Origin of the sequence: Streptomyces sp. NPDC007157, from assembly GCF_040634235.1 — a bacterium.
GTDB lineage: Bacteria > Actinomycetota > Actinomycetes > Streptomycetales > Streptomycetaceae > Streptomyces.
On the sequence record NZ_JBEYFE010000031.1, the window covers coordinates 84227 to 104007 of the forward strand.

Below are 19781 nucleotides of genomic sequence, written 5' to 3' on the forward strand. Positions count from 1 at the left end.
CTTAGTTGGGGGTCGTGAGCAGCTGGGGTGCGTCGGCGTCCGTGCCCTCGCCGGTGCGGAAGTACGGCGAGCGGCGCACGTACTTCGCCCATCCGGCCGCGACGAACCCGGAGGCGATCATCACCAGCGGGGTGGTCAGCAGGAACCAGCCGTTGTCCGCGCTGACCTCGAAGTGGTCGGTCGAGGTGTAGAAGGACCAGCCGAGGTAGCCGCCCAGCCCCAGCAGCGCGCAGGCGCTCAGCGCCGGAAGCACCACCGCCCGGACGCCCTGCCGCCGGTCCTCGCGCAGCAGCGCCCGGAAGCGCACGGCGGCGGCCAGCGCGGTGAGCGCGTAGGACAGGGCGACGACGATGCCGACCGCGTTCACCGTCGCCATGATCATGTCGGCCAGTCTCGGGATCACCAGGGCGAGCGCGGCGACCGCCGTGGCCAGCGCCCCGATCAGCAGCGTCCCGGCCGCCGGAGTGCCGTACCGGGGACTGACCCTGGCCCACACCGGCCCGAGGGTACGGTCCCGGCTCATCGCGAACATGCCCCGCGCCGTCGGGATCACCCCGGCCTGGAGCGAGGCCATCGCCGAGAACATCAGCGCCACCAGCGGCAGCGCGGCCCACGGCTGGGAGGCGAGCCGGTCGCCGAAGAACGCCAGCCCCTCGGCCCCGTGCCCGGCCAACTCCTTCTCCGACAGCACGCGTTGGAAGGCCACCGAGCCCAGCAGGAACAGCCCCAGCATGGTCACCAGCGTGATCAGCCCGGCCCGGGAGGCGTCCCGCGGGTCGCGGACCTCCTCGTTGACGGTGAACGCGGCGTCGAAACCCCAGTAGCAGAACACCGACAGCAGCAGACCCTGCGCCAGCGCCGTCGCCGAGGGGATCGCGAACGGGTCGAACCAGCTCAGGCTGAAGGGGTGCGGGCCGGTGACGATGCCGTAGCCGCAGAACCCGAGCAGCACCACGTACTCGAAGACCAGCAGCCCGGTCTGGAGGCGGGCGGCGGTGCGGATGCCGGTGACCGCGGTCAGGGTGACGGCGACCAGGACGACGACGCCGACGGCCGTGGTCTGCGCCGTCGAACCCGGGTCCAGGGCGAGCCCGCCGACGCGGTGCACCCCGGCCTCGCCCGCCAGTTGCAGCATCGCCGACCCGGTGACCGCCGTGGTGTACGCGAGAAAGGCGATCGTCGCCACGATGTTCACCCAGCCGACCATGAAGCCGAGCCAGGGATTGAGCGAACGACCCACCCACACATAGCCGTTGCCCGCGTTCGGCTCCACCCGGTTCAGCCGGGAGTAGGCGCCCGCGATGCCGAGCACCGGCAGGAACGCCAACAGCATGATGGCCGGCAGATGCAGCCCGACCACCCCGGCCGTCACCCCCAGACCGATACCGATGCTGGTGGTCGCGGCCGTACTGGACGCGGCGACCGCGACGCCGTCGAGGACGCCGAGGGACCTGCGCAACTCAGGGGGGTCGACTGTGTAGGGCTTGTCGGTCATGGCCAGCGCTCCGCTCGCACCTGGGGGCCGGACCTGGTCGGCCCCGGTGACCGCACATGAAACTGCCCGGGCACTTCACAGGTCAACGGTGTTGTCATAAGGTGCGCCACCAGGAAGGGAGGCTTCATGAGCGAACGAGTCGTCCCGGCCGCCGACCGGCGGCGCAGGCGTCCCACCAAACAGGGCGTGGTCCTCTCCGAGGAGCTGATCGTCGAGACCGCGCTGCGGCTGATCGAGGAGCACGGCGCCGAAGCCCTGTCGGTACGCCGCCTCGGCCGCGCCCTGGGCGCCGACCCCAGCTCCCTCTACCGGTACTTCCGGCACACCGACGACCTGATGCTGGCCGTCGCCGACGAGCTGATCGGCCGCACCCTGCGGGTCTGGCGGCCCACCGGCGACTGGCGCGCCGACCTGCGCGACCTGGGCCTGCGCATGCACGCAGGCGCCCTCGCCCATCCCCGGGCGGCGGTGCTCAGCGCCCACCGGGTGACCGGGCGGACGTACGAGATCCAGGCCGTGGAGACCATCCTCGGGGTGCTGCGGAGCGCCGGATTCCCGGACGCGGAGGCGGTCCGCGTCTATCACGCCTTCGTCGACCAGGCCCTCGCCTACAGCGCCCTCGACTCCGCCAACACCGCCCTGCCCAGGCCCGCCCGCGAGGCCGAGGCGGACGTGTGGCAGACGACCTACGCCCGGCTGCCCGCCGCCACCCACCCGAACATCGCGGCCACCGCCCGCCACCTCGTGGCCTCGATGCGCGTCAGCTCCTACCCGGCCGCCCTGGACCTGCTGCTCACGGCTGCCGAGGCCCGCCTCACCCAGATCCGTGCCGCCGAGGACGCGCGGCCATGACGGTGCCGGGAAGCAGCCGGGCCGACTGAATCCGGTGATGGGGGACAGACGGACGGCAAGGACCTTCCCAGGGAGGAAGCATGGCACTGGTGACCGCGGCCGTCGTGATGCTCGACTGCGCCGAACCCGAGAAACTCGCCTATTTCTACCGACAGTTGCTGGAGGGCGAGGAGAGCGAGGCGTCCGCCGACCTCGTCGAGGTGCGCGCCCCCGACGGTGGCCGGATCGCCTTCCGGCGGGACGTCAACGCCACCCCGCCCAGCTGGCCGCGCCCCGAGAACTCGCTCCAGGCCCACCTCGTCTTCCTCGTCGAGGACCTGGACGAGACCGAGCGCCGGGTGGTCGGGCTCGGCGGCCGCCCGATCGAGGCACGGGATGCGGCCGGGCCCTTCGAGGAACGTGGGTACGCGGACCCGGCCGGACACTCCTTCACCCTGCGCCTGGTGCCGCCCGTGGCACCCAAGCTGGGCTGAGACCGCTCAGTCCCGGCCGCCCTTGCGGGTCGCCGGCCACGCCCCGGTGGAGCGCTCTATGGCGGTGGCGCCGGTGCGGTCCACGGCACTGCGTACCACCGCGAAGACGGCCCCCTGGAGGGCCGCGGCCAGCAGCACCTCGCCCCAGCCGCGGTCCCGGTCCAGGGCGTCCGGCGCGTCCTCCTCGCCACGCAGCGCCATCCAGGTCCGGCGGAAGACCAGCGCGCCCAGCGCCCCGCCGGCCCAGCTCAGCAGGAAGCCGAGCGGCGCGTAGACGAGGGGGAGCTTCTGTTTCTTCCTGCGCTTGGCCATGCCTGCCTCCGCGTTGTCAGGGCCGCCCCGCGACCGGGACCGCCTCGGCCGCCGGCACCGGGCCGGGCGGTGTCCCGTCCCCGAAGGGGCGGCCGCCCAGCTGTTCCCGGTGATGGGGCGTCAGCCACCCGGCGAGATCCGGGCCGAGGGGAACGATACGGGTGGGGTTGATCCCGGCGTGCACCTGGTAGTAGTGCCGCTTGATGTGGTCGAAGTCGACGGTGTCACCGAATCCCGGCGTCTGGTAGAGGTCCCTGGCGTACGCCCACAGCACCGGGTTCTCCGTCACCTTCCAGCGGTTGCACTTGAAGTGGCCGTGGTAGACGGCGTCGAACCGCACCAGCGTGGTGAACAGCCGGATGTCGGCCTCCGTGATCGTGTTCCCCACCAGGTAGCGCTGCCCGGCCAGCCGTTCGGCGAGCAGGCCGAGCCGCCGGAACACCGCCGCGCACGCCTCCTCGTACACCTTCTGCTCGTGCGCGAACCCGGCCCGGTAGACACCGTTGTTGACGTCCTGGTAGACCTCGGCCAGCACCGTGTCGATCTCGTCCCGGTGCTCGACGGGATACAGGTCCGGCGCCCCGTCCCGGTGCAGTGCCGTCCACTCGGTGGCCAGGTCGAGGGTCAGCCGCTGGTAGTCGTTGGTGACCAGCCGCCCGCTCGGTACGTCCACGATCGCGGGCACGCTCACCCCGCCCGGGTAACCGGTCTCCCGGCGGTCGTAGGCCTCGCTGAGGAACCGGATGCCGAGCACCGGGTCGCGGTCGTCGGGGTCGAGGGTGAAGCGCCAGCTGCGGTCGTCCTGGATCGGGTCGGTGACGGCCAGTGACAGGGCGTCCTCCAGGCCGAGCAGCCGCCGTGACACCAGCGCCCGGCTCGCCCATGGACAGGCACGGCTGACCACCAGACGGTAACGCCCGGCCGCCACCGGCCAGCCGTCCCGGCCGTCCGCCGTGATCCGGTCCGCGAAGTGACTGGGGGACCGGGCGAACGCCTTGTGCCCGAGCGAGGTGTTGCCGCTGTCACCGCTCATGGTGCCTCCTTGCCGATACGCGCCCGATGGACCGTGTTCCCCGATGTTGCCCGATTCGCTCCTCCCGTACGGTGTGATCAGTCCGTGCCGGGGCAGTCGGCCGTCGTGAGTGGGACTTCGTCGCAACAACAGCCGAAACAACAGCCGGAAGAAGAGCTGCGAGAACAGCAGGAAGGGCCATCGGAAGAGAGGCCGGACGAGCCGCCGGAAGCGAAGCCGGACGAGCGGCCGGAGGCGCAGTCGCAAGGGCATGCGGAGCGGTCGAACGCCGATCGCAGGACGCGGCTGACGGTGTGGGTGGCGCTCGCCGCCAACCTGGTGATCGCCGCGGCCAAGGCCGTCGGCGGAGTCGTCGCCGGCTCGCCCGCGCTGCTGTCCGAGGCCGCGCACTCCGTCGCCGACAGCCTCAATGAGGTGTTCCTGCTGGCCGCCCTGCGCCGCAGCCGCCGCCCGCCGGACGAACGGCACCCCTTCGGCTACGGCAAGGAGCGCTTCTTCTGGTCGCTGCTCGCGGCCGTCGGGATCTTCGTCATGGGCGGCTGCTTCTCCGTCTTCCAGGGCGTCGAGGCGCTGCGCAACGGCGCGGACGAGAAGCTCAGCGGCTATGTCACGGGCCTGATCGTGCTGGGTGTCGCCCTGCTCGCGGAGGGCGCCTCGCTGGTCCGGGCGCTGCACCAGGCCCGCCGGGAGGACCGGGGGCTACGGGATCCGGCACTGCGTACGGTCGTCGCCGAGGACGGCACCGCGGTGCTCGGGGTGCTGCTGGCGATGACGGGCATGGTGCTGCACATGGTCACCGGACAGGTCGTGTGGGAGGCCTCCGCCTCCCTGGCCATCGGCGTCCTGCTGGTGTTCGTGGCCTACCGGCTGGGAGCCGACGCCCGCGCCCAGCTGATCGGGGAGGCCGCGGACCCGGAGCTGAGCCGCACGATCCGGCAGCGGCTGGCGGAGGAACCCGAGATCGACAGCGTGGAAGCGCTGTTCACGATGAAGCTGGGCCTCGACTCGACCCTGGTCGCGGCCCGGATCGACCTGGTGCCCGGCCTGGACAGCGAAGAGGTCGAGGAGGTCCTGGTGCGCATCAAGGGGTCCCTGGACCGGGAGTTCGGCGAGACCGACCAGATCTTCCTGGACGTGACCGACCGCTCGGCGCGGGAGGCAGGAGAAAGCCCCGCCGCGACGGGGGAACGCGGCGGGGCCTGACATTCGGCTGCCCGGCACGATGCCGGTTCATGCCTCCGAGAAACAGATTTTTCTAAATTCCGACGTTCCCCGGCCGGAAAGGATTCCCGGAACCGTCAGTTCCTCTGTTGCGGCTCCAGCACGAACACCGGGATCTCCCGGCTGGTCTTCTTCTGGTAGTCGGCGTACGGCGGATACGCGGCGACCGCCCGCTCCCACCACTCGGCCTTCTCCGCGCCGGTGATCTCACGGGCGGTCATGTCCTGCTTGACCGGACCGTCCTGGAGTTCGACCCGCGGCTGCGACTTGATGTTGAAGTACCAGACCGGGTGCTTGGGCGCGCCGCCCTGCGAGGCGACCACGGCGTACTTCCCGTCGTGCTCCACCCGCATCAGCGGCGTCTTGCGGATCTTCCCGCTCTTCACCCCCAGGGTGGTCAGCAGGATGACGGGCAACCCGGTGTCCAGCAGGGTGGTGCCCTTCGTCCCACCGGAGCTCTCGTACAGCTCGACCTGCTCGCGCACCCAGGCTGTCGGGCTGGGCTCGTACTCGCCCTCAAGAGGCATGTGAGGTCCGTCCCCTCATCGCTTCCAAGACTGACGCCACGATTCAACACCGCGAGCGCCCCGGATCATCCTCACGACACCGGGCCCTCCTTGCCTCACGGGTGATCGTACGTACCGCGGGCCGCGCACCACGTCCCCGAGCGGGCGGACCCTCGGTTCGAACGGGTGGGTGCCGGTCGACGGGGACGACGCGGTGGTGCCCGGCGAGATCCGGCAGACCACGAAGCCCACGGGACGCACGTATCACGCCAGGTTCGCCCTGCACCTCACCGTCCGGGACGGTCCGGTCGTACGGCACCACGTCGACGAGGACAGCCTCGCCGTGACCCGTGCCTTCGCGCCCTGGCCGCGGGCCGGGGGTTCAGCCCGGCGACAGGACCATCCGGGCCGCCAGCCCCAGCATCACGCAGCTCGACAGCAGCGCCGTGACCAGGCGTCCCCGGTGGCCGGTCAGGCCCCTGCCGAGCAGCGCGCCGCCGCCCGCCAGAAGCAGTTGCCAGCTGGCGGAGGCGGCGAAGGCCGCCAGGACGAAGACGCCCTGCTGCAGCGGCCGTACCGGCTCGGCGGAACGCGTGCCGACCACCAGGGCCGCGAAGTAGATCACCGTCGTGGGGTTGAGCAGCGTGATCCCGAGCAGGCCGAGATACGCCCGTCCGGGACCGGGTACCGGCCGCTCGGCCCGGGTCGAAAGACGCCGCTCCCGGTACTGGCGCAGCGCCACCGCCGCACCGCGTACCGCGAGCGCCACCAGGACCAGGGCCGAGACCAGGCGCAGCGGCCCGAGCACCGGCAGCAGCGCGGCCGCCAGCGCGGCGCCGCCGACCGCGGCGAGCAGGGCGTAGAGGCCGTCCGCGCTCGCGACGCCGAGCGCGGCGCAGGCGCCGGTCCGCAGTGACGTACGGGCCGTGAGGGACACTAGGTATGTGCCGACCGCGCCGACCGGGACGGCGATCCCGTACCCGGCGAGCAGGCCGGCGACGAGCGCGGCCGTCACGGGCGTGCGGGCTCGGGCCTCCAGGGGCGCATCGGCTGCTGCTGGACCCGGACCCGATGGACGGTCGCGAAGGTCAGCGGCACCACGGCGTCAGGAGTGTTCATGCGCAGATCCTGTGGTCCGCCTCGTCTCCCCGGCAAGCGAATTTCGGCGCGGAATCGTCCCCCGACCGCGTGCGGTTCGGCCAGATCACCCGATTCACCGATCTGGCTGAACTTGCGGTCGTCCCATAGATGCCCCGGGCATCTAATGAAGATCGGCACGACGTACGACATTCGTCTGCGAGGTCTTCCATGAACGAACTGACGGACCTGACGGAACCCACTGTTCCGGCCCACCCGGCCGACCCCGTGGCCTGGCCGCAGGACCGCACGTGCCCCTACCACCCGCCCACCGGCTACGACCCGCTGCGCGACGGCACCCCGCTGTCCCGCGTCACTCTCTACGACGGCCGCACCGCCTGGGCGGTCACCGGCCACGGCACGGCCCGGGCGCTGCTCTCCGACCCCCGGCTCTCCAGCGACCGCCGACGGGACGACTTCCCGATGCCGAACGCCCGGTTCGCGGCGGCCCGGGAGCGCCGCAAGGTCGCCCTGCTCGGCCTCGACGATCCCGAGCACCAGACCCAGCGCCGGATGCTGATCTCGGACTTCACCCTCAAACGGGCGACCGGGATGCGGCCGGCCATCCAGCGGATCGTCGACGAACTCCTCGACCGGATGATCGCCCAGGGGCCGCCGGCCGACCTGGTGAGCGCCTTCGCCCTGCCCGTGCCGTCCATGGTCATCTGCGACCTGCTCGGTGTGCCGTACGCCGACCACGAGTTCTTCGAGGCGCAGTCCCGGCGGTTGCTGCGCGGTCCGGCGCCCGCGGACTCCCTGGACGCGCGCGACCGGCTGGAGGCCTATCTGGGCGACCTGGCCGACCGCAAGAGCCGGGACCAGACGCCCGGCGAGGGCGTCCTCGACGACCTCGTCCACGAGCGGCTGCGCGAGGGTGCCCTGGACCGCGACGAGGTCGTCTCGCTGGCCCTCATCCTGCTGGTCGCCGGCCACGAGACCACGGCCAACATGATCTCGCTCGGTACCTTCACCCTGCTCCAGCAGCCCGAGCGGCTGGCCGAACTGCGCGCCGACCCCGCGCTGGTGCCCGCCGCCGTCGAGGAACTGATGCGGATGCTGTCCATCGCCGACGGGCTGCTGCGCGTCGCCCTGGAGGACATCGAGGTGGCCGGCACCACCATCCGCAAGGGCGACGGCGTGCTCTTCGCGACCTCGGTCATCAACCGCGACGAGTCCGTGTACGACGACCCCGACACCATCGACTGGCACCGCCCGACCCGCCACCACGTGGCCTTCGGCTTCGGCATCCACCAGTGCCTGGGCCAGAACCTGGCCCGCACCGAGCTGGAGATCGCCCTGCGCACCCTGTGGGAGCGGCTCCCGGGCCTGCGGCTGGCCGCGCAGCCGGAGGAGATTCCCTTCAAACCCGGCGACACGATCCAGGGGATGCTGGAACTCCCCGTGACCTGGTAAGAGGCTCCTGCCATGCACATCGAGATCGATACGGACGTCTGCATCGGAGCCGGCCAGTGCGCCATGACGGCCCCGAACGTGTTCACCCAGGACGACGACGGCTTCAGCACCCTGCTCCCCGGCATGGAGGACGGCGGCGGCGACCCGCTGGTCCGGGAGGCGGCCCGGGCCTGCCCGGTGCACGCCATCACCGTCAAGGAGCCGACGGGATAGCGACGACCGGCGGTGCCCCCACCACCGCCGGTTCCAGCCCGCGCAGCCGCGCCGGGTCGGCGATCACCTCGTAGGTCGCCACCCGGTCGGCTGCATCGTGCGGCCGCCGAGCCGACCCGCGCCGACGTGCTGTCCTGTCCGGCCGGGAGGCGGCGGCGGCCGCCTCGCTCCCACAGGCCCGGGCCTGCGCTCTCGGCGCCGGCCGCGGCCTGAGCTCACCGGTCGCGCAGCAATGCCCGGGCCGCCTCGCGCGCCTCGAGCGCGGGCTCCTTGCTCCCGGTGATGCCCGCGGTCACCATCGCCCCCTCGGCCAGCAGGAACAGCGGCCCGGTGAGCCCGGCGTCCAGCCCGGCGTCCGCCACCAGGCCCGCGAGGTAGTCCCGGAACGCCTGCTTGTGGCCCCGTACCTGGGCCACCACCCGCTCGGAGGTGGCACCCAGCTCGCCGTACGCGTTGATCCACGCGCACCCCCGGAAGTCCTCCTCGCCGAACCACTCCGCCAGCCAGTCGAAGACGGCGAGCAGCCGCTCCCGGGGGTCCGGCCGCCGCTCGACATGCGCGGTGAGCCGCTGCCGCCAGCGCACGTCCCGGCGCTCCAGGTAGGCCACCACGAGCTGTTCCTTGGCGGGGAAGAGCTGGTAGAGCCGTTTGAGGGAGACCCCGGAGGCGCCGCGTATGTCGTCCATGCCGACCGACTGCACCCCCCGTCCGTAGAACAGCCGCTCGGCGGCGTCCAGGGCCTGCTCCCGTGCGACCGCGCTGTCCATGACCACTTCCGATGGCTCCTTGACGAGAGAACGTGCGTTCTCCTACCTTAGCAGCGACCTGGAGAACGCTCGTTCTCCGCTTGACGAGGAGACCATGGCCGACCGTCCGCCCCTGCCGCCCTTCACCCGCGAGACCGCCGCCCAGAAGGTCCAGGCCGCCGAGGACGCCTGGAACACCCGTGACCCGCAGCGTGTGGCGCTCGCCTATTCCGAGGACTCGGTCTGGCGCAACCGGGACACCTTCGTCACCGGCCGCGCCGAGATCGTCGAGTTCCTCACCGCCAAGTGGGCCCGGGAACTCGACTACGCGCTCCGCAAGGACCTGTGGGCCTTCGACGGCGACCGCATCGCGGTCCGCTTCCAGTACGAGTGCCACGACGCGGCCGGCCAGTGGTGGCGGTCGTACGGCAACGAACTGTGGGAGTTCGACCGGCACGGGCTGATGACCCGGCGCGAGGCCGGCATCAACGACGTCCGGATCGAGGAGCACGAACGCCGGCTCCACGGTCCACGCCCGGAGTCCGAGCGGGGCCTGTCGTTCCCGCTCCGGTAGCACCCGCATAGGGTTCCCGGATGACCGATGCGCCCTCGAAGCCCTTCCTCTACCTCGTCGTCTGCGGGGCCGGCATCGCCGCAGGCGTCGGCGGGCTGATCACCGCGGCCCAGGAACGGGGTTGGGAGGTCGGGGTCATCGCCACCCCGGTCGCCATGAACGGCTTCTTCGACACCGCCGAGGCCGAGGCACGCACCGGCCGTCCCGTCCGGTCGGCCTGGCGGCGGCCCTCCGACCCGCGGCCCTTCCCGGCGCCGGACGCGGTGGCCGTCGCCCCCGCCACCTTCAACACCGTCAACAAGTGGGCCGCCGGGCTCGCCGACACCCTCGCCGTCGGCACCCTCTGCGAGGCCCTCGGCCTGGGCGTGCCGATCGCCGTCCTGCCCTGCGTCGCGGACGCGCTGGGCGCCCACCCCGCCTACCAGGAGAGCCTGACCCGGCTGCGCGCGCTGGGCGTCCGCTTCGGCGACCCGCACACCGGCGGCACCGAAGTGGACGGCCGGCGCCCCGAGTTCGCCTGGGAACGGGCGCTCGACCTGCTGGAGCGGGGCTGACGCGTCCGATTGCGGCCGCCGTCACCCGGAACCGGACAGCGGACCGACGTACGCTCGGTTCTGTACGACGTGATCTCGACGGTGGGAGACGACGATGGAGTACGCGAAGCTCGGCCGGACCGGTCTGGACGTGTCCCGGATCTGCCTCGGCTGCATGACCTACGGCCTGCCCGACCGCGGCACCCACGAGTGGACCCTCGACGAGGAGGCGTCCCGCCCGCTGATCCGGCAGGCGCTCGAGGCGGGCATCAATTTCTTCGACACCGCCAACGTCTACTCGGACGGCACCAGCGAGGAGATCGTAGGCAAGGCGCTGCGCGACTTCGCCCAGCGCGACGAGATCGTCCTCGCCACCAAGGTGCACGGCCGGATGCGCCAGGGTCCCAACGGCGGCGGTCTGTCCCGCAAGGCGATCCTCACGGAGATCGACCACAGCCTCGGGCGGCTCGGCACCGACTACGTCGACCTCTACCAGATCCACCGCTTCGACCACGACACGCCGATCGAGGAGACGATGGAGGCGCTGCACGACGTCGTGAAGGCGGGCAAGGCGCGTTACATCGGGGCGAGTTCGATGTACGCCTGGGAGTTCTCCAAGGCCCAGTACACGGCCGAGCGCAACGGCTGGACCAAGTTCGTCTCCATGCAGAACCACTACAACCTCCTCTACCGCGAGGAGGAGCGCGAGATGCTGCCGCTCTGCGCCGACCAGGGGGTGGGCGTGCTGCCGTGGAGCCCGCTGGCCCGGGGCCGCCTCACCCGCGACTGGGGCACGGTCACCGAGCGCAGCACCACCGACAACTTCGGCAACCGCCTCTACCAGGACGGCGACCGCGCGATCGTCGAGGCGGTCACCCGCATCGCCGGCGACCGGGGCGTCCCCCGGGCCCAGGTGGCCCTGTCCTGGCTCCTGCACCAGAACACGGTGACGGCCCCGATCATCGGCGCGTCCAAGCCCCAGCACATCGAGGACGCGGTGGCGGCCGTGGAGTTGGAACTCAGCGACAAGGAACTCGAAGAGCTGGAGCAGCCGTACGTTCCCCATTCGATCGCGGGTCACTGAGGCGCGCCCCAGAGGGGCGCGGGGAACTGCGCGACAAGCCCCCGTCCACCCGCACTCGAGCGACTACCGCTCCGTACCGCAAGGCCCCGCCCCCTCACTCTCCAACAGCGCAACCCTGTCCCCACTCATGCTCAACGTCCGGTAGTACTCCCCGATCCGCACCGCCGACCGCCCCACGTAATGCCCGATGAACGACCGCCGGAACCGCCCGGCGGAGCGATTCGGCTGTGACCCGTGCACCAGACTCCCGTTGAAGAACAGCACATCCCCCGGCCCCATATCGACCGGCACCGCCACCAGCCCCTCGGGCGGTGCCACGTACTCCCGCGCGAACGACAGCTCCGCATCGGACTCCTCCGGGCAGAACAGCTCCATCCGATGCGTCCCCGGCACCACCTCAAGGCCGCCGTTCTCCCGGCCGATCTCCTCGCCCGCGACCCACGCGGCGACGCACGTCCCCGGCTCCACCCGCAGATAGAAGTTGTCCTGGTGCAGCGCCTGCCCCCGGGCCCCCGGCGGCTTGAAGTAGAACATGCTCTGCGCTGCCAGCACCTCCTCCCCGAACAACCCCTCCAGGATCACCCGCAGCCGCGCGTCCAGCAGGAACCGCCGGGCGAGCGCGCTGATCTCGTGCGGCTGCATGACGCGGGGGTACCGGTGCAGCGGATCCGCCGTCGGCCCCGGCTGGAAGTGGCCCGGCACTGGCCGCCCCGCCGCGTGCAGCGCCGCGAACTCCGCGCACAACCGGTCGATCTCGTCGTACCCGAACAACCCTCGTACGACGGTGAACCCGTCCTCCTCGAACTGCCGCACCATGGTGGTGTCGATGCCCGTGACTGTCATGCCCGCGCTCCTCGGTCCGGTGCCCTGGGCCTGTCACGCTAGGCCGACGCGTCCGCGGAGAGGATGTCCATGACCGCTGAGGGATTGCCCGGGACCGCTGTCCCGGCCCCGCCACCGGGCACGGTCGTCACCGGCCACTACGACCAGGGCCCCGGCTACCGGATCACCCGTCCGCAGGGCTCGAGTAGTTGGCTGTTCACCTGGACCACGGACGGCCTCGGCCTGCTCCGGCAGGGGACCGCACAGGCCCGGGCCCGCCCCGGCGACCTGGTCGTCCTCGCCCCCGGCGTCCCGCACCACTACACGGTCGGGCCCGGCGCGACCCGCTGGCGGTTCTGGTGGACGCACTGCCAGGCCCGCCCCGGCTGGGCACAGTGGCTGGGCCCGTGCGCCGTGGGCGACGGCGTGTACGCCGTCGGCGCCCCGGACGACACGCACGCCCGGATCGGGGCCGCGTTCCACCGCCTGCTGGCTGACTCCCGCTGGACCGGCAGCGGCGCGCCGCCCGCTCCGGAGACCGGCGAAGCGTCCGTCGCCGTCGCGTACGGCAGTGCGGCACGTGAACTCGCGCTGTGCGCGCTGGAGGAGGTGGTCCTGCTCGCCACGGCCGGCGCGCACCGGGCGCCGCCGGGTCCTGACGCCCGGGACGGACGCGTGCGCCGAGCCGAGGAGCTGATCGCCGCCGACCCGGGCGCCCCGCACACCGTCGACTCGCTCGCCGCGCGTGTCGCGCTCTCGCCGTCCCGGTTCGCCCACCTCTTCAGCCGGCAGACCGGCGTGCCCCCGATGCGCGCGTTGCGCGAGGCGCGGCTGCGACACGCCGCCCGACTGCTGGAGAGCACCGACCTGACCGTCGAGCGGGTCGCGGCCGCGTCCGGATTTCCCAGCCCGTTCCATTTCAACCGGGTTTTCCGCGAAAGATACGGTGTCCCGCCCGGCGCCTACCGTTCCGGTGAACGTCCTTAATGCTCGCGGTTATTGGTTCACGGACGCCGTCGGCCGGGCGGCTCGCGCAGGTCGGGCCGTGGTTCAATGGTTGGTGCGGAGGGCGTGACGGTCCGGCCCGAATCCTCGTGCCAATTGCGATGTCGATACAACGACAAACCGCGAACGCGCTCATTGACGATGCGTCAAATTAGCGCAGGCTCCAGGCAATGCGCAAAACCCTGAGATCCCTTGTTCTGTCCTGCTGGCCTGTGCAAAGGTGTGCCGTGTCGGCATGCGGACAATTGTTTTCCCCGCATGCGCGAGGCCGCTCCCGTTCGCCCCCCACGCTTCAAAAGAGCTGCCGACGGCGGACGTTCGAGCGCCGAACCCCCAACGGGCCCATCCGGTCATCGCATCGGCGGGGTCGCGCTCCGGTCACATACCAGCTGGTATGGACCACATTCCGCGTTGCGTCTGGAAGGAATGCCGCCGTGAATGACGCAGGCCTGGGGAATTCCCCTACCCCCGACCGGCCGTTCGACGTCACCGACGAGCAGCTCAGCGCCGAGCTCAAGCAATGGACGGGCGCCACCCCCGCGCTGCACCCCGTCGGTGAACTCCTCGACCGGCACTGGGAAGCGGCCTTCACCTACGCCCGTCTGTGCACCGACGGGACCCGCGGCGCGGGAATGCTCACCACCGCCGCATTCACCCGGCTTTTCGGTGAATCCCTCCGTCAGACCGGCCCCACTGCTGCTTGGCGCCCCCAACTCCTTGTCACCGTCCGCCGTATCGCCGCCGAATGGGACAACGACGGCCGCGGTGAACTGCTGCACCCCGAACTCCGCGTCGCCGAGGGGGAGCGGGCCGCCTCCCGGCTGCTCCCGCCCGCCAACCGGCGGCTGCTCTCCCGCGCCTTCCAGCGCCTGACCCAGTCCTCACGGGCCGTGCTGTGGCACGCCGAGGTCGAGTCGGAGCCGCTGTCGACACCCGCCGGGCTGCTGGGCCTCGACGAGCAGGACACGCGGGTCGAACTGCGCCGGGCCCGCGAGCGGCTGCGCGAGGAGTGCCTCCAGGTGCACCGCGAACTCGCCCACGAGGACGAGTGCCAGCGGTACGTCCGGATGATCGACGTGACCTTCCGGCGCGGCGGCGTCGACGTCGACCGGGACCTCCAGCAGCACCTCAACGGCTGCATCCACTGCCGGTACACCGCCGACCAGCTCCACCAGTTCAACGGCGGCCGCGCGCTCGGCCTCGCCCTGGCCGAGGCCGTGCTCGGCTGGGGTGCCCGCGCCTATCTCGAGTCGCGGGCCGGCCTCACCGAGCAGCCCGCCGAGCAGGAGGCCACGCCCGACGGCCGCCCCGCGGGCGGCGAGGCCTTCGGACCGGCGACGGCCGCGTCGGGCAAGGACCTGGTCGTGCATCCCGCCCGCTCCCGTCGCGCCATGCAGCGGGCCGCCCGCCGGGTGCGCCGCCGCAACCTCGCCGTGGCCGTGGGCACGGTCAGCGGGCTGGTCGTGCTGCCGCTGGTGCTGTGGTCGGTGCTCGGCTCCGGCGACGGCTCCGGCTCGGCCGCCTCCGGCAAGCCCTCCGCCACGCCCGGCACCGGCACCGTCAGCTCGGGCCCGTCCTGGATCGGCACCAGCCAGACCACCCAGGGCACCCTGCGCGGACGCCTGCACAACATCGCCTCCGGCCTGTGCATCGGCGTGGTCGGCAAGAAGCCCGTCAAGGGTGCCGAGACCGAACTCGCCGAGTGCTCCTCGGCCGCCGGCCAGCAGTGGACGTACGAGAACGACGGGCTGCTGCGCAACGGCGCCGACCCCGGCCTGTGCCTCGACTCGCACCTCGGCTACTCCGTCCAGCTCGCCCCGTGCTCGGCCGCCTCCGGGACCGGCGGCCGGAGCATCCGCTACGACTTCACCCTCCAGGGCGCCCTGGTGCCCCGCTGGGACCAGGACCTGGCGCTCGCCCCGGCCGCCACCGACGGCGGCGGCTCCCTGGTGGTCAAGACCCGGGCGAACGTCGCCTCGCAGCGCTGGGTGATGGACACCTCCCAGCCCGACCTGCAGATGCAGATCGTCAACTGGGACGCCGAGACCACGCCGACGCCGACGTCGGCCCCGTCCTCCTCGGCCACCGCCACGACCAAGGCCGCGAAGCCCCCCGCGTCGACGCCCGCCCCGTCGGCGTCGCGGACGACAGCGCAGCCCACCGCGTCGAGCAGCGCCCCCGCCTACAACCCGTGCGAGGAGTACCCGGGCTACTGCTACGGCGGCGGCCAGTACGGCGACGGCGGAGGCTACGGCGGCGGTGGTGGCTACGGCGGCGGTGGCGGTCATCACGGCCACTGAGCCGGAACGGGCTCAGGGGTGGTGCGGAGGCGGGGGCGGCATCGTCGTCAGGTCCGGCGCCCCCTCCGGCCACACCAGCAGTACCGGGCAGGGCGCGTGGTCGACGGCGAACCGCACCGCCTTGCCCAGGCTGTGCGGCCCCAGCCGGGACCGGTCGCCGTCCCGGGCCACGATCAGCAGGCCGGCGCCCTCGGCGGCGGCCACCACCTCCCGTTCGACGCGCCCGGTCCGCTCCAGCCGGGTGCACGGCCGCCCCAGCCGTTCCTCGGCCGCGTCCAGCAGTTCCGCCGCCGACGTGCCGCCGAGCTCCACCAGCCGCTGTTCCGGGTCCGGTTCCGAACCCGCCCGGCCCAGCAGCCCCGCGAAGGCGCCGTGCGCCAGCCCGGCCACCCCCGGCTCGGTCACATGCAGCAGCACCACCTCGGACGCGTCCCGCGCGTAGCCGCGCGCCGCGTCCACACAGGCGGGCCAGGTCCCCTCGACCAGCCAGACGATCACCCGCATGTCCATGGCCTCCCGTCTAGATCCCGACCACCTGGAGCGCCCCCCACAGTGCCACCACCGCACCGGCCAGCGCGGTCGGCACGGCGAGCAGCCCCAGCCGGGTGAACTCCCCGAGGTCCACCCCGTGATCGTGCTGGTGCACGATCCTGCGCCACAACAGCGTCGCCAGGGAACCGGCGTAGGTGAGGTTCGGGCCGATGTTCACCCCGAGCAGCACCGCCAGCACCGCGGCCGGCCCGGTCTGCGCGGCCAGCGGCAGCAGCACCAGCACCGCCGGCAGGTTGTTGACGACATTCGCCAGTACGGCGGCCAGCGCGGCGATACCGAGCAGTGCAGGCAGCCCCGATCCGCCGGGCAGGACATGACCGAGCGCGTCGGACAGCCCGTTGTCGACGACCGCCCGCACCACGATCCCGAGCGCCAGCACGAACGCCAAGAACGCCGGAGCAGCCGCCTTCACCACCGACAGCGGGCTCGCCTGCCGCCGTACCAGCGCCCGCCCGGCGAGCACCAGCGCGCCGGCGAACGCGGCCCACGCCGGGTCGATCCCGAAAGCGGAGGTGACCACGAACCCGGCGAGCGTGCAGGCCACCGTCACCACCGCGAACAGCGGCAGCCGGGGCGGCTCGCCGGTGTCCTTCGTCCCCGGGGCCGCCGAGGACAGGTCCCGGGCGAAGAACCGCCGGAACACCAGGTACTCGGCGCCGATCGCCACCAGCCAGGGCAGCACCATCAGCGCCGCGAACCGGGTGAAGCTCAGCCCGCTCGCCGCGAACGCCAGCAGGTTCGTCAGATTGGACACCGGCAGCAGCAGCGAGGCGGTGTTCGACAGATGCGTGCACGCGTAGACGTGCGGCTTGGCCCGCACCCCGGACCGGGCCGCCGTCGCGAACACCACCGGCGTCAGCAGCACCACCGTCGCGTCCAGGCTCAGCACGGCGGTGATCACCGAGGCCAGCGCGAACACCGCGGTCAGCAGCCGTACCGGCCGCCCGTCGGCCCAGCGGGCCATCCATGCCCCGCAGGCCTGGAACAGCCCCTCCACATCGCAGAAGTGGGCGAGCACCAGGACGGCGGCGAGGAAACCGACGACGGGTCCGAGCCGTTCGGCCTCCTCCCGGGCATGGTCCAGCGAGATCGCCCCGGTGGCGATCACCACCCCCGCCGCGGGTACCGCGAGCACCGCCTCCGGCCAGCCGCGGGGCCGGATCACGGCCCAGGCGAGGACGGCGGCGAGCAGCAGGACGGACAGGGTCTCGGCGATCGGGGTGTTCAGGGCGCGTTCCTCGGGGCGTGATCAAGTGCGGCCCGCCCATGAAAGCAGACGGACCCGATTACGAGGACGGGGTACCCGCCGCGCCCAGGAACTCAGACCATCCGCCGGTCGGTTCCTGGCCCGGGTTCAGGGTGCGCAGGGTGCGCAGCACCGCCGGGTCCTGCGCCTCCAGCCATGCCACCAGCTGCTTGAACGACACGAAGCGCACGTCGTCGTACTCGGCCATCTTGCCGATCGCCTCCTCGACGGCGTCCATGTAGATGCCGCCGTTCCAGCGCTCGAAGTGGTTGCCGATGAAGAACGGCGCCCGGTTGGTGGAGTAGGCCCGCTCGAAGCCGGCCAGATAGGTGTCGCGGGCCTGGGTGCGCCAGGCGTCGTACTGGGACTTGTCGCCCAGCGGGTTGCCGGCCGACTGGTTGAACATCATGTTGTAGTCCATCGACAGGACCTGGAAGGAGTGCCCGGAGAACGGTATGGACTGCAGCGGGAAGTCCCAGATGCGGTTGCCCTGCACCTTGCCCGGCCAGATCTGCAGGCCGCCGGGGGAGCTGGCGTCGTACTTCCAGCCGAGTGCGGCCGCCGTGGGCAGCAGGTTGGTCTGGCCCTCCAGGCACGGGGTACGGCCGCCGATCAGCTCCTTGCGGTAGTCGAAGGGCAGCGGGTCCAGGTCGGTGAAGCCGGTGTTCGTCTTCCACTTGGTGACGAAGTCGATCGCCTGGTCGATCTCGCTGCGCCACTCGGCCGGGGACCAGTTGCGCACGCCGTCGCTGCCGCAGAAGTGCCCGTTGAAGTGGGTGCCGATCTCATGGCCCTCCAGCCAGGCGGCGCGCACCTGCTGGAGCGTGTTGTGGATGTGCCGGTCGGAGAGGTAGCCGATCGCGGAGGCGCCGACCTCGTGCTGCGGCGGCCGGTAGAGGTCCTTCTTGGACTCCGGCAGCGTGTAGATGCCGGACAGGAAGAACGTCATCTTCGCGCCGTGGTCCGCGGCGACCTTGCGGAAGCGGGAGAACAGCTGGTTGCTGAGCTCGCCGGCGCCGTCCCAGGAGAACACCACGAACTGCGGCGGCTTGGCACCGGCCGCCAGGCGGGTCGGCTTCGGCTGGTGCGGCTGGGCGCCGGTGTCGGCGGTGGACCCGTCCCCGATGAGCTTCAGCGGCTTGGTCGGTACGCCGCTGCTCTTGCCGTTGTCTGCGGAACCGCCGCCGCCCACCGTCCACTCGCCGTTCGAGCACCCCGACACCGCGCCCAGTGCACCCAGGGCGCCCGCCGTCGCGCCCGCCGTCAGGATCCGCCTGCGGGAGATGCCGCTCATGTCCGTCCCCGATTCCGTCGTCCCGGCCCCTCGCGGGGCCTTCTTCCTGTGTGGTCGACGGGTTCGATGGGCGGGCAGGCGAAAAAGATCGGAGCCGGGGGCGCGTGTTGCACGCCTGTGACAGTCGTGGCCCGGACATGACGAACCCCGCTGCCCGGGGGAGTGGGCAGCGGGGTCCGGGTACGGGGGATCAGGCCCCGGGCGGCCGGCGTTCCGGCAGGTCAGACACCGGTACCGGCGTTGAGAACGGTCAGCCGTACCGAGGAGGCGTTCCCGGACACCGGGACCGTGCCGCCCTTCCAGGTGACCTTCAGCGAGTCACGCTCGTCCGGCGGGGTGACCTCCAGCGCGGCCGGGGTCGCCGTCTTGGCGCCGCTGATCTCCGGATTGGAGAAGGTCAGCCCGGCCCAGGCGCTCTTGCCGGGCTTGAGGGTGACCGTCGCGGGGGTGCTGCCGGACTCCCGCTCGGGGTCGGGACCGAGCTGGGTGCCGGCGGCGTTCACGAAGGCGGCGCCGGGGAAGCCGCGGACCGTGCAGGTGCGGCCCGACTTGTTGGTGAACACGATCGGGAAGTTCTCCTGGCCGGCCCCCGGGTCGTTGCCGCCCACCGAGGCGGTCAGCTCGGAGGTGTGACAGCGGCTGCCGGACGCGGCGCTGGCGGTCGTCGTGCCGCCGCCCGTCGAGGAGCCGCCACCTGTCGACGAGCCGGTGCTCTGGGACGCCGGGGAGGACGCCGTGCCGGACGACGCGGAACCGGTGTCCGACGCGCTCGAACCCGCCGAGTCGCCGGTCGCGGGCGCGGCCGTGCCCGACACCGACTCCGGCGACTTGCCCGGGCTGTCGTTGCCGCAGGCGGTCAGGAGGCCCAGGGCGGCGACCGTGCTCGCGAGCAGGGCCGCCCCGCGCCGCAAGGACTGGGACGTGTGCGCCATGTCTCTCCACACTCCTGGATGTTCGCGGCACGCTGCGA

At 72.0% G+C, this 19781-nt stretch carries 21 protein-coding genes and 1 pseudogene; 11 read left to right on the forward strand and 11 right to left on the reverse strand.

All coding sequences use genetic code 11. The annotated features are described in order from the left end of the window. Position 1: 1 nt before the first annotated feature. Positions 2-1495, reverse strand: a complete 1494-nt coding sequence (locus tag ABZ642_RS39140; RefSeq protein WP_360493942.1) for an APC family permease — start codon at positions 1493-1495, stop codon at positions 2-4. A gap of 126 nt (positions 1496-1621) precedes the next feature. Between ABZ642_RS39140 and ABZ642_RS39145 the strand changes: the two genes are divergently transcribed. Both ABZ642_RS39145 and ABZ642_RS39150 read left to right on the forward strand, forming a co-directional pair. Beyond that, a complete protein-coding gene (locus tag ABZ642_RS39145; RefSeq protein ID WP_360493945.1) occupies positions 1622-2347 on the forward strand; it encodes a TetR/AcrR family transcriptional regulator in 726 nt (241 codons plus the stop codon). An 80-nt stretch (positions 2348-2427) separates the two neighbouring features. After that, positions 2428-2820, forward strand: a complete 393-nt coding sequence (locus ABZ642_RS39150) for a VOC family protein (RefSeq protein ID WP_360493948.1) — start codon at positions 2428-2430, stop codon at positions 2818-2820. A gap of 6 nt (positions 2821-2826) precedes the next feature. Here the strand turns inward: ABZ642_RS39150 and ABZ642_RS39155 are convergent, their stop codons facing one another. Together ABZ642_RS39155 and ABZ642_RS39160 are read right to left on the reverse strand one after the other, a co-directional pair. Next, positions 2827-3132, reverse strand: coding sequence for a DUF4235 domain-containing protein (locus ABZ642_RS39155; RefSeq protein WP_360493951.1), 306 nt, complete (start codon positions 3130-3132; stop codon positions 2827-2829). A gap of 16 nt (positions 3133-3148) precedes the next feature. Continuing rightward, positions 3149-4165, reverse strand: a complete 1017-nt coding sequence (locus tag ABZ642_RS39160) for a glutathione S-transferase C-terminal domain-containing protein (RefSeq protein WP_360493954.1) — start codon at positions 4163-4165, stop codon at positions 3149-3151. Between the two features lie 285 nt (positions 4166-4450). On the opposite strand from ABZ642_RS39160, the gene ABZ642_RS39165 reads away from it, so the two are divergent. Continuing rightward, the gene (locus ABZ642_RS39165) at positions 4451-5368 is read left to right on the forward strand and encodes a cation diffusion facilitator family transporter (protein WP_360494034.1); all 918 of its coding nucleotides are present in this window, start codon (positions 4451-4453) and stop codon (positions 5366-5368) included. Positions 5369-5463: 95 nt separating this feature from the next. Here the strand turns inward: ABZ642_RS39165 and ABZ642_RS39170 are convergent, their stop codons facing one another. Further along, positions 5464-5913: a nitroreductase family deazaflavin-dependent oxidoreductase gene (locus ABZ642_RS39170; protein WP_360493957.1), complete on the reverse strand. Its 450-nt coding sequence runs from the start codon at positions 5911-5913 to the stop codon at positions 5464-5466. A gap of 159 nt (positions 5914-6072) precedes the next feature. Here ABZ642_RS39170 and ABZ642_RS39175 point away from each other — a divergent pair. Beyond that, a pseudogene (locus ABZ642_RS39175) lies at positions 6073-6250 on the forward strand (ketosteroid isomerase); the annotation flags it as partial. 24 nt (positions 6251-6274) lie between these two features. Here ABZ642_RS39175 and ABZ642_RS39180 read toward each other — a convergent pair. After that, positions 6275-6907 (reverse strand): LysE family transporter, encoded by a 633-nt coding sequence (locus tag ABZ642_RS39180; protein ID WP_360493959.1) that lies wholly within the window; start codon positions 6905-6907, stop codon positions 6275-6277. A 293-nt stretch (positions 6908-7200) separates the two neighbouring features. On the opposite strand from ABZ642_RS39180, the gene ABZ642_RS39185 reads away from it, so the two are divergent. Then, positions 7201-8442 (forward strand): cytochrome P450, encoded by a 1242-nt coding sequence (locus ABZ642_RS39185; protein ID WP_360493962.1) that lies wholly within the window; start codon positions 7201-7203, stop codon positions 8440-8442. A 12-nt stretch (positions 8443-8454) separates the two neighbouring features. Then, positions 8455-8655, forward strand: a complete 201-nt coding sequence (locus tag ABZ642_RS39190) for a ferredoxin (protein WP_360493965.1) — start codon at positions 8455-8457, stop codon at positions 8653-8655. Positions 8656-8870: 215 nt separating this feature from the next. On the opposite strand, the gene ABZ642_RS39195 is transcribed toward ABZ642_RS39190, so the two are convergent. After that, complete coding sequence (locus ABZ642_RS39195; RefSeq protein WP_360494037.1) at positions 8871-9422, reverse strand: TetR/AcrR family transcriptional regulator; 552 nt, start codon at positions 9420-9422, stop codon at positions 8871-8873. A 94-nt stretch (positions 9423-9516) separates the two neighbouring features. On the opposite strand from ABZ642_RS39195, the gene ABZ642_RS39200 reads away from it, so the two are divergent. The 3 genes from ABZ642_RS39200 to ABZ642_RS39210 all read left to right on the forward strand — a co-directional run bounded on the left by ABZ642_RS39200 (position 9517) and on the right by ABZ642_RS39210 (position 11592). After that, positions 9517-9975, forward strand: coding sequence for a nuclear transport factor 2 family protein (locus ABZ642_RS39200; RefSeq protein WP_360494040.1), 459 nt, complete (start codon positions 9517-9519; stop codon positions 9973-9975). Between the two features lie 20 nt (positions 9976-9995). Further along, positions 9996-10529: a flavoprotein gene (locus ABZ642_RS39205; protein WP_360493968.1), complete on the forward strand. Its 534-nt coding sequence runs from the start codon at positions 9996-9998 to the stop codon at positions 10527-10529. Positions 10530-10623: 94 nt separating this feature from the next. Further along, positions 10624-11592, forward strand: a complete 969-nt coding sequence (locus ABZ642_RS39210) for an aldo/keto reductase (protein WP_360493971.1) — start codon at positions 10624-10626, stop codon at positions 11590-11592. A gap of 63 nt (positions 11593-11655) precedes the next feature. On the opposite strand, the gene ABZ642_RS39215 is transcribed toward ABZ642_RS39210, so the two are convergent. Then, positions 11656-12435 (reverse strand): phytanoyl-CoA dioxygenase family protein, encoded by a 780-nt coding sequence (locus ABZ642_RS39215; protein ID WP_360493974.1) that lies wholly within the window; start codon positions 12433-12435, stop codon positions 11656-11658. A 69-nt stretch (positions 12436-12504) separates the two neighbouring features. Here ABZ642_RS39215 and ABZ642_RS39220 point away from each other — a divergent pair, with 69 nt between their 5' ends. Beyond that, positions 12505-13401 carry a helix-turn-helix domain-containing protein gene (locus ABZ642_RS39220; protein ID WP_360493977.1) on the forward strand — a complete coding sequence of 299 codons (897 nt, stop codon included), beginning with the start codon at positions 12505-12507 and terminating at the stop codon, positions 13399-13401. Between the two features lie 452 nt (positions 13402-13853). After that, the gene (locus ABZ642_RS39225) at positions 13854-15719 is read left to right on the forward strand and encodes a ricin-type beta-trefoil lectin domain protein (RefSeq protein ID WP_360493980.1); all 1866 of its coding nucleotides are present in this window, start codon (positions 13854-13856) and stop codon (positions 15717-15719) included. 12 nt (positions 15720-15731) lie between these two features. On the opposite strand, the gene ABZ642_RS39230 is transcribed toward ABZ642_RS39225, so the two are convergent. The 4 genes from ABZ642_RS39230 to ABZ642_RS39245 all read right to left on the reverse strand — a co-directional run bounded on the left by ABZ642_RS39230 (position 15732) and on the right by ABZ642_RS39245 (position 19743). Then, positions 15732-16223 carry a universal stress protein gene (locus ABZ642_RS39230; protein ID WP_360494043.1) on the reverse strand — a complete coding sequence of 164 codons (492 nt, stop codon included), beginning with the start codon at positions 16221-16223 and terminating at the stop codon, positions 15732-15734. Between the two features lie 16 nt (positions 16224-16239). After that, positions 16240-17499, reverse strand: a complete 1260-nt coding sequence (locus ABZ642_RS39235) for an arsenic transporter (protein ID WP_360494046.1) — start codon at positions 17497-17499, stop codon at positions 16240-16242. 58 nt (positions 17500-17557) lie between these two features. Next, positions 17558-18811: a hypothetical protein gene (locus ABZ642_RS39240; RefSeq protein ID WP_360493983.1), complete on the reverse strand. Its 1254-nt coding sequence runs from the start codon at positions 18809-18811 to the stop codon at positions 17558-17560. A 221-nt stretch (positions 18812-19032) separates the two neighbouring features. After that, positions 19033-19743, reverse strand: coding sequence for a DUF4232 domain-containing protein (locus ABZ642_RS39245; RefSeq protein WP_360493986.1), 711 nt, complete (start codon positions 19741-19743; stop codon positions 19033-19035). Between the last annotated feature and the right edge of the window lie 38 nt (positions 19744-19781).

Coding starts and splice junctions, on each gene's coding strand:
- ABZ642_RS39220 (WP_360493977.1), top strand. CDS start 12,505: ATGACCGCTGAGGGATTGCCCGGGACCGCTGTCCCGGCCCCGCCACCG.
- ABZ642_RS39170 (WP_360493957.1), bottom strand. CDS start 5,913: ATGCCTCTTGAGGGCGAGTACGAGCCCAGCCCGACAGCCTGGGTGCGC.
- ABZ642_RS39230 (WP_360494043.1), bottom strand. CDS start 16,223: ATGCGGGTGATCGTCTGGCTGGTCGAGGGGACCTGGCCCGCCTGTGTG.
- ABZ642_RS39140 (WP_360493942.1), bottom strand. CDS start 1,495: ATGACCGACAAGCCCTACACAGTCGACCCCCCTGAGTTGCGCAGGTCC.
- ABZ642_RS39210 (WP_360493971.1), top strand. CDS start 10,624: ATGGAGTACGCGAAGCTCGGCCGGACCGGTCTGGACGTGTCCCGGATC.
- ABZ642_RS39150 (WP_360493948.1), top strand. CDS start 2,428: ATGGCACTGGTGACCGCGGCCGTCGTGATGCTCGACTGCGCCGAACCC.
- ABZ642_RS39240 (WP_360493983.1), bottom strand. CDS start 18,811: ATGAGCGGCATCTCCCGCAGGCGGATCCTGACGGCGGGCGCGACGGCG.
- ABZ642_RS39145 (WP_360493945.1), top strand. CDS start 1,622: ATGAGCGAACGAGTCGTCCCGGCCGCCGACCGGCGGCGCAGGCGTCCC.
- ABZ642_RS39190 (WP_360493965.1), top strand. CDS start 8,455: ATGCACATCGAGATCGATACGGACGTCTGCATCGGAGCCGGCCAGTGC.
- ABZ642_RS39195 (WP_360494037.1), bottom strand. CDS start 9,422: ATGGACAGCGCGGTCGCACGGGAGCAGGCCCTGGACGCCGCCGAGCGG.
- ABZ642_RS39215 (WP_360493974.1), bottom strand. CDS start 12,435: ATGACAGTCACGGGCATCGACACCACCATGGTGCGGCAGTTCGAGGAG.
- ABZ642_RS39205 (WP_360493968.1), top strand. CDS start 9,996: ATGACCGATGCGCCCTCGAAGCCCTTCCTCTACCTCGTCGTCTGCGGG.
- ABZ642_RS39200 (WP_360494040.1), top strand. CDS start 9,517: ATGGCCGACCGTCCGCCCCTGCCGCCCTTCACCCGCGAGACCGCCGCC.
- ABZ642_RS39155 (WP_360493951.1), bottom strand. CDS start 3,132: ATGGCCAAGCGCAGGAAGAAACAGAAGCTCCCCCTCGTCTACGCGCCG.
- ABZ642_RS39245 (WP_360493986.1), bottom strand. CDS start 19,743: ATGGCGCACACGTCCCAGTCCTTGCGGCGCGGGGCGGCCCTGCTCGCG.
- ABZ642_RS39185 (WP_360493962.1), top strand. CDS start 7,201: ATGAACGAACTGACGGACCTGACGGAACCCACTGTTCCGGCCCACCCG.
- ABZ642_RS39160 (WP_360493954.1), bottom strand. CDS start 4,165: ATGAGCGGTGACAGCGGCAACACCTCGCTCGGGCACAAGGCGTTCGCC.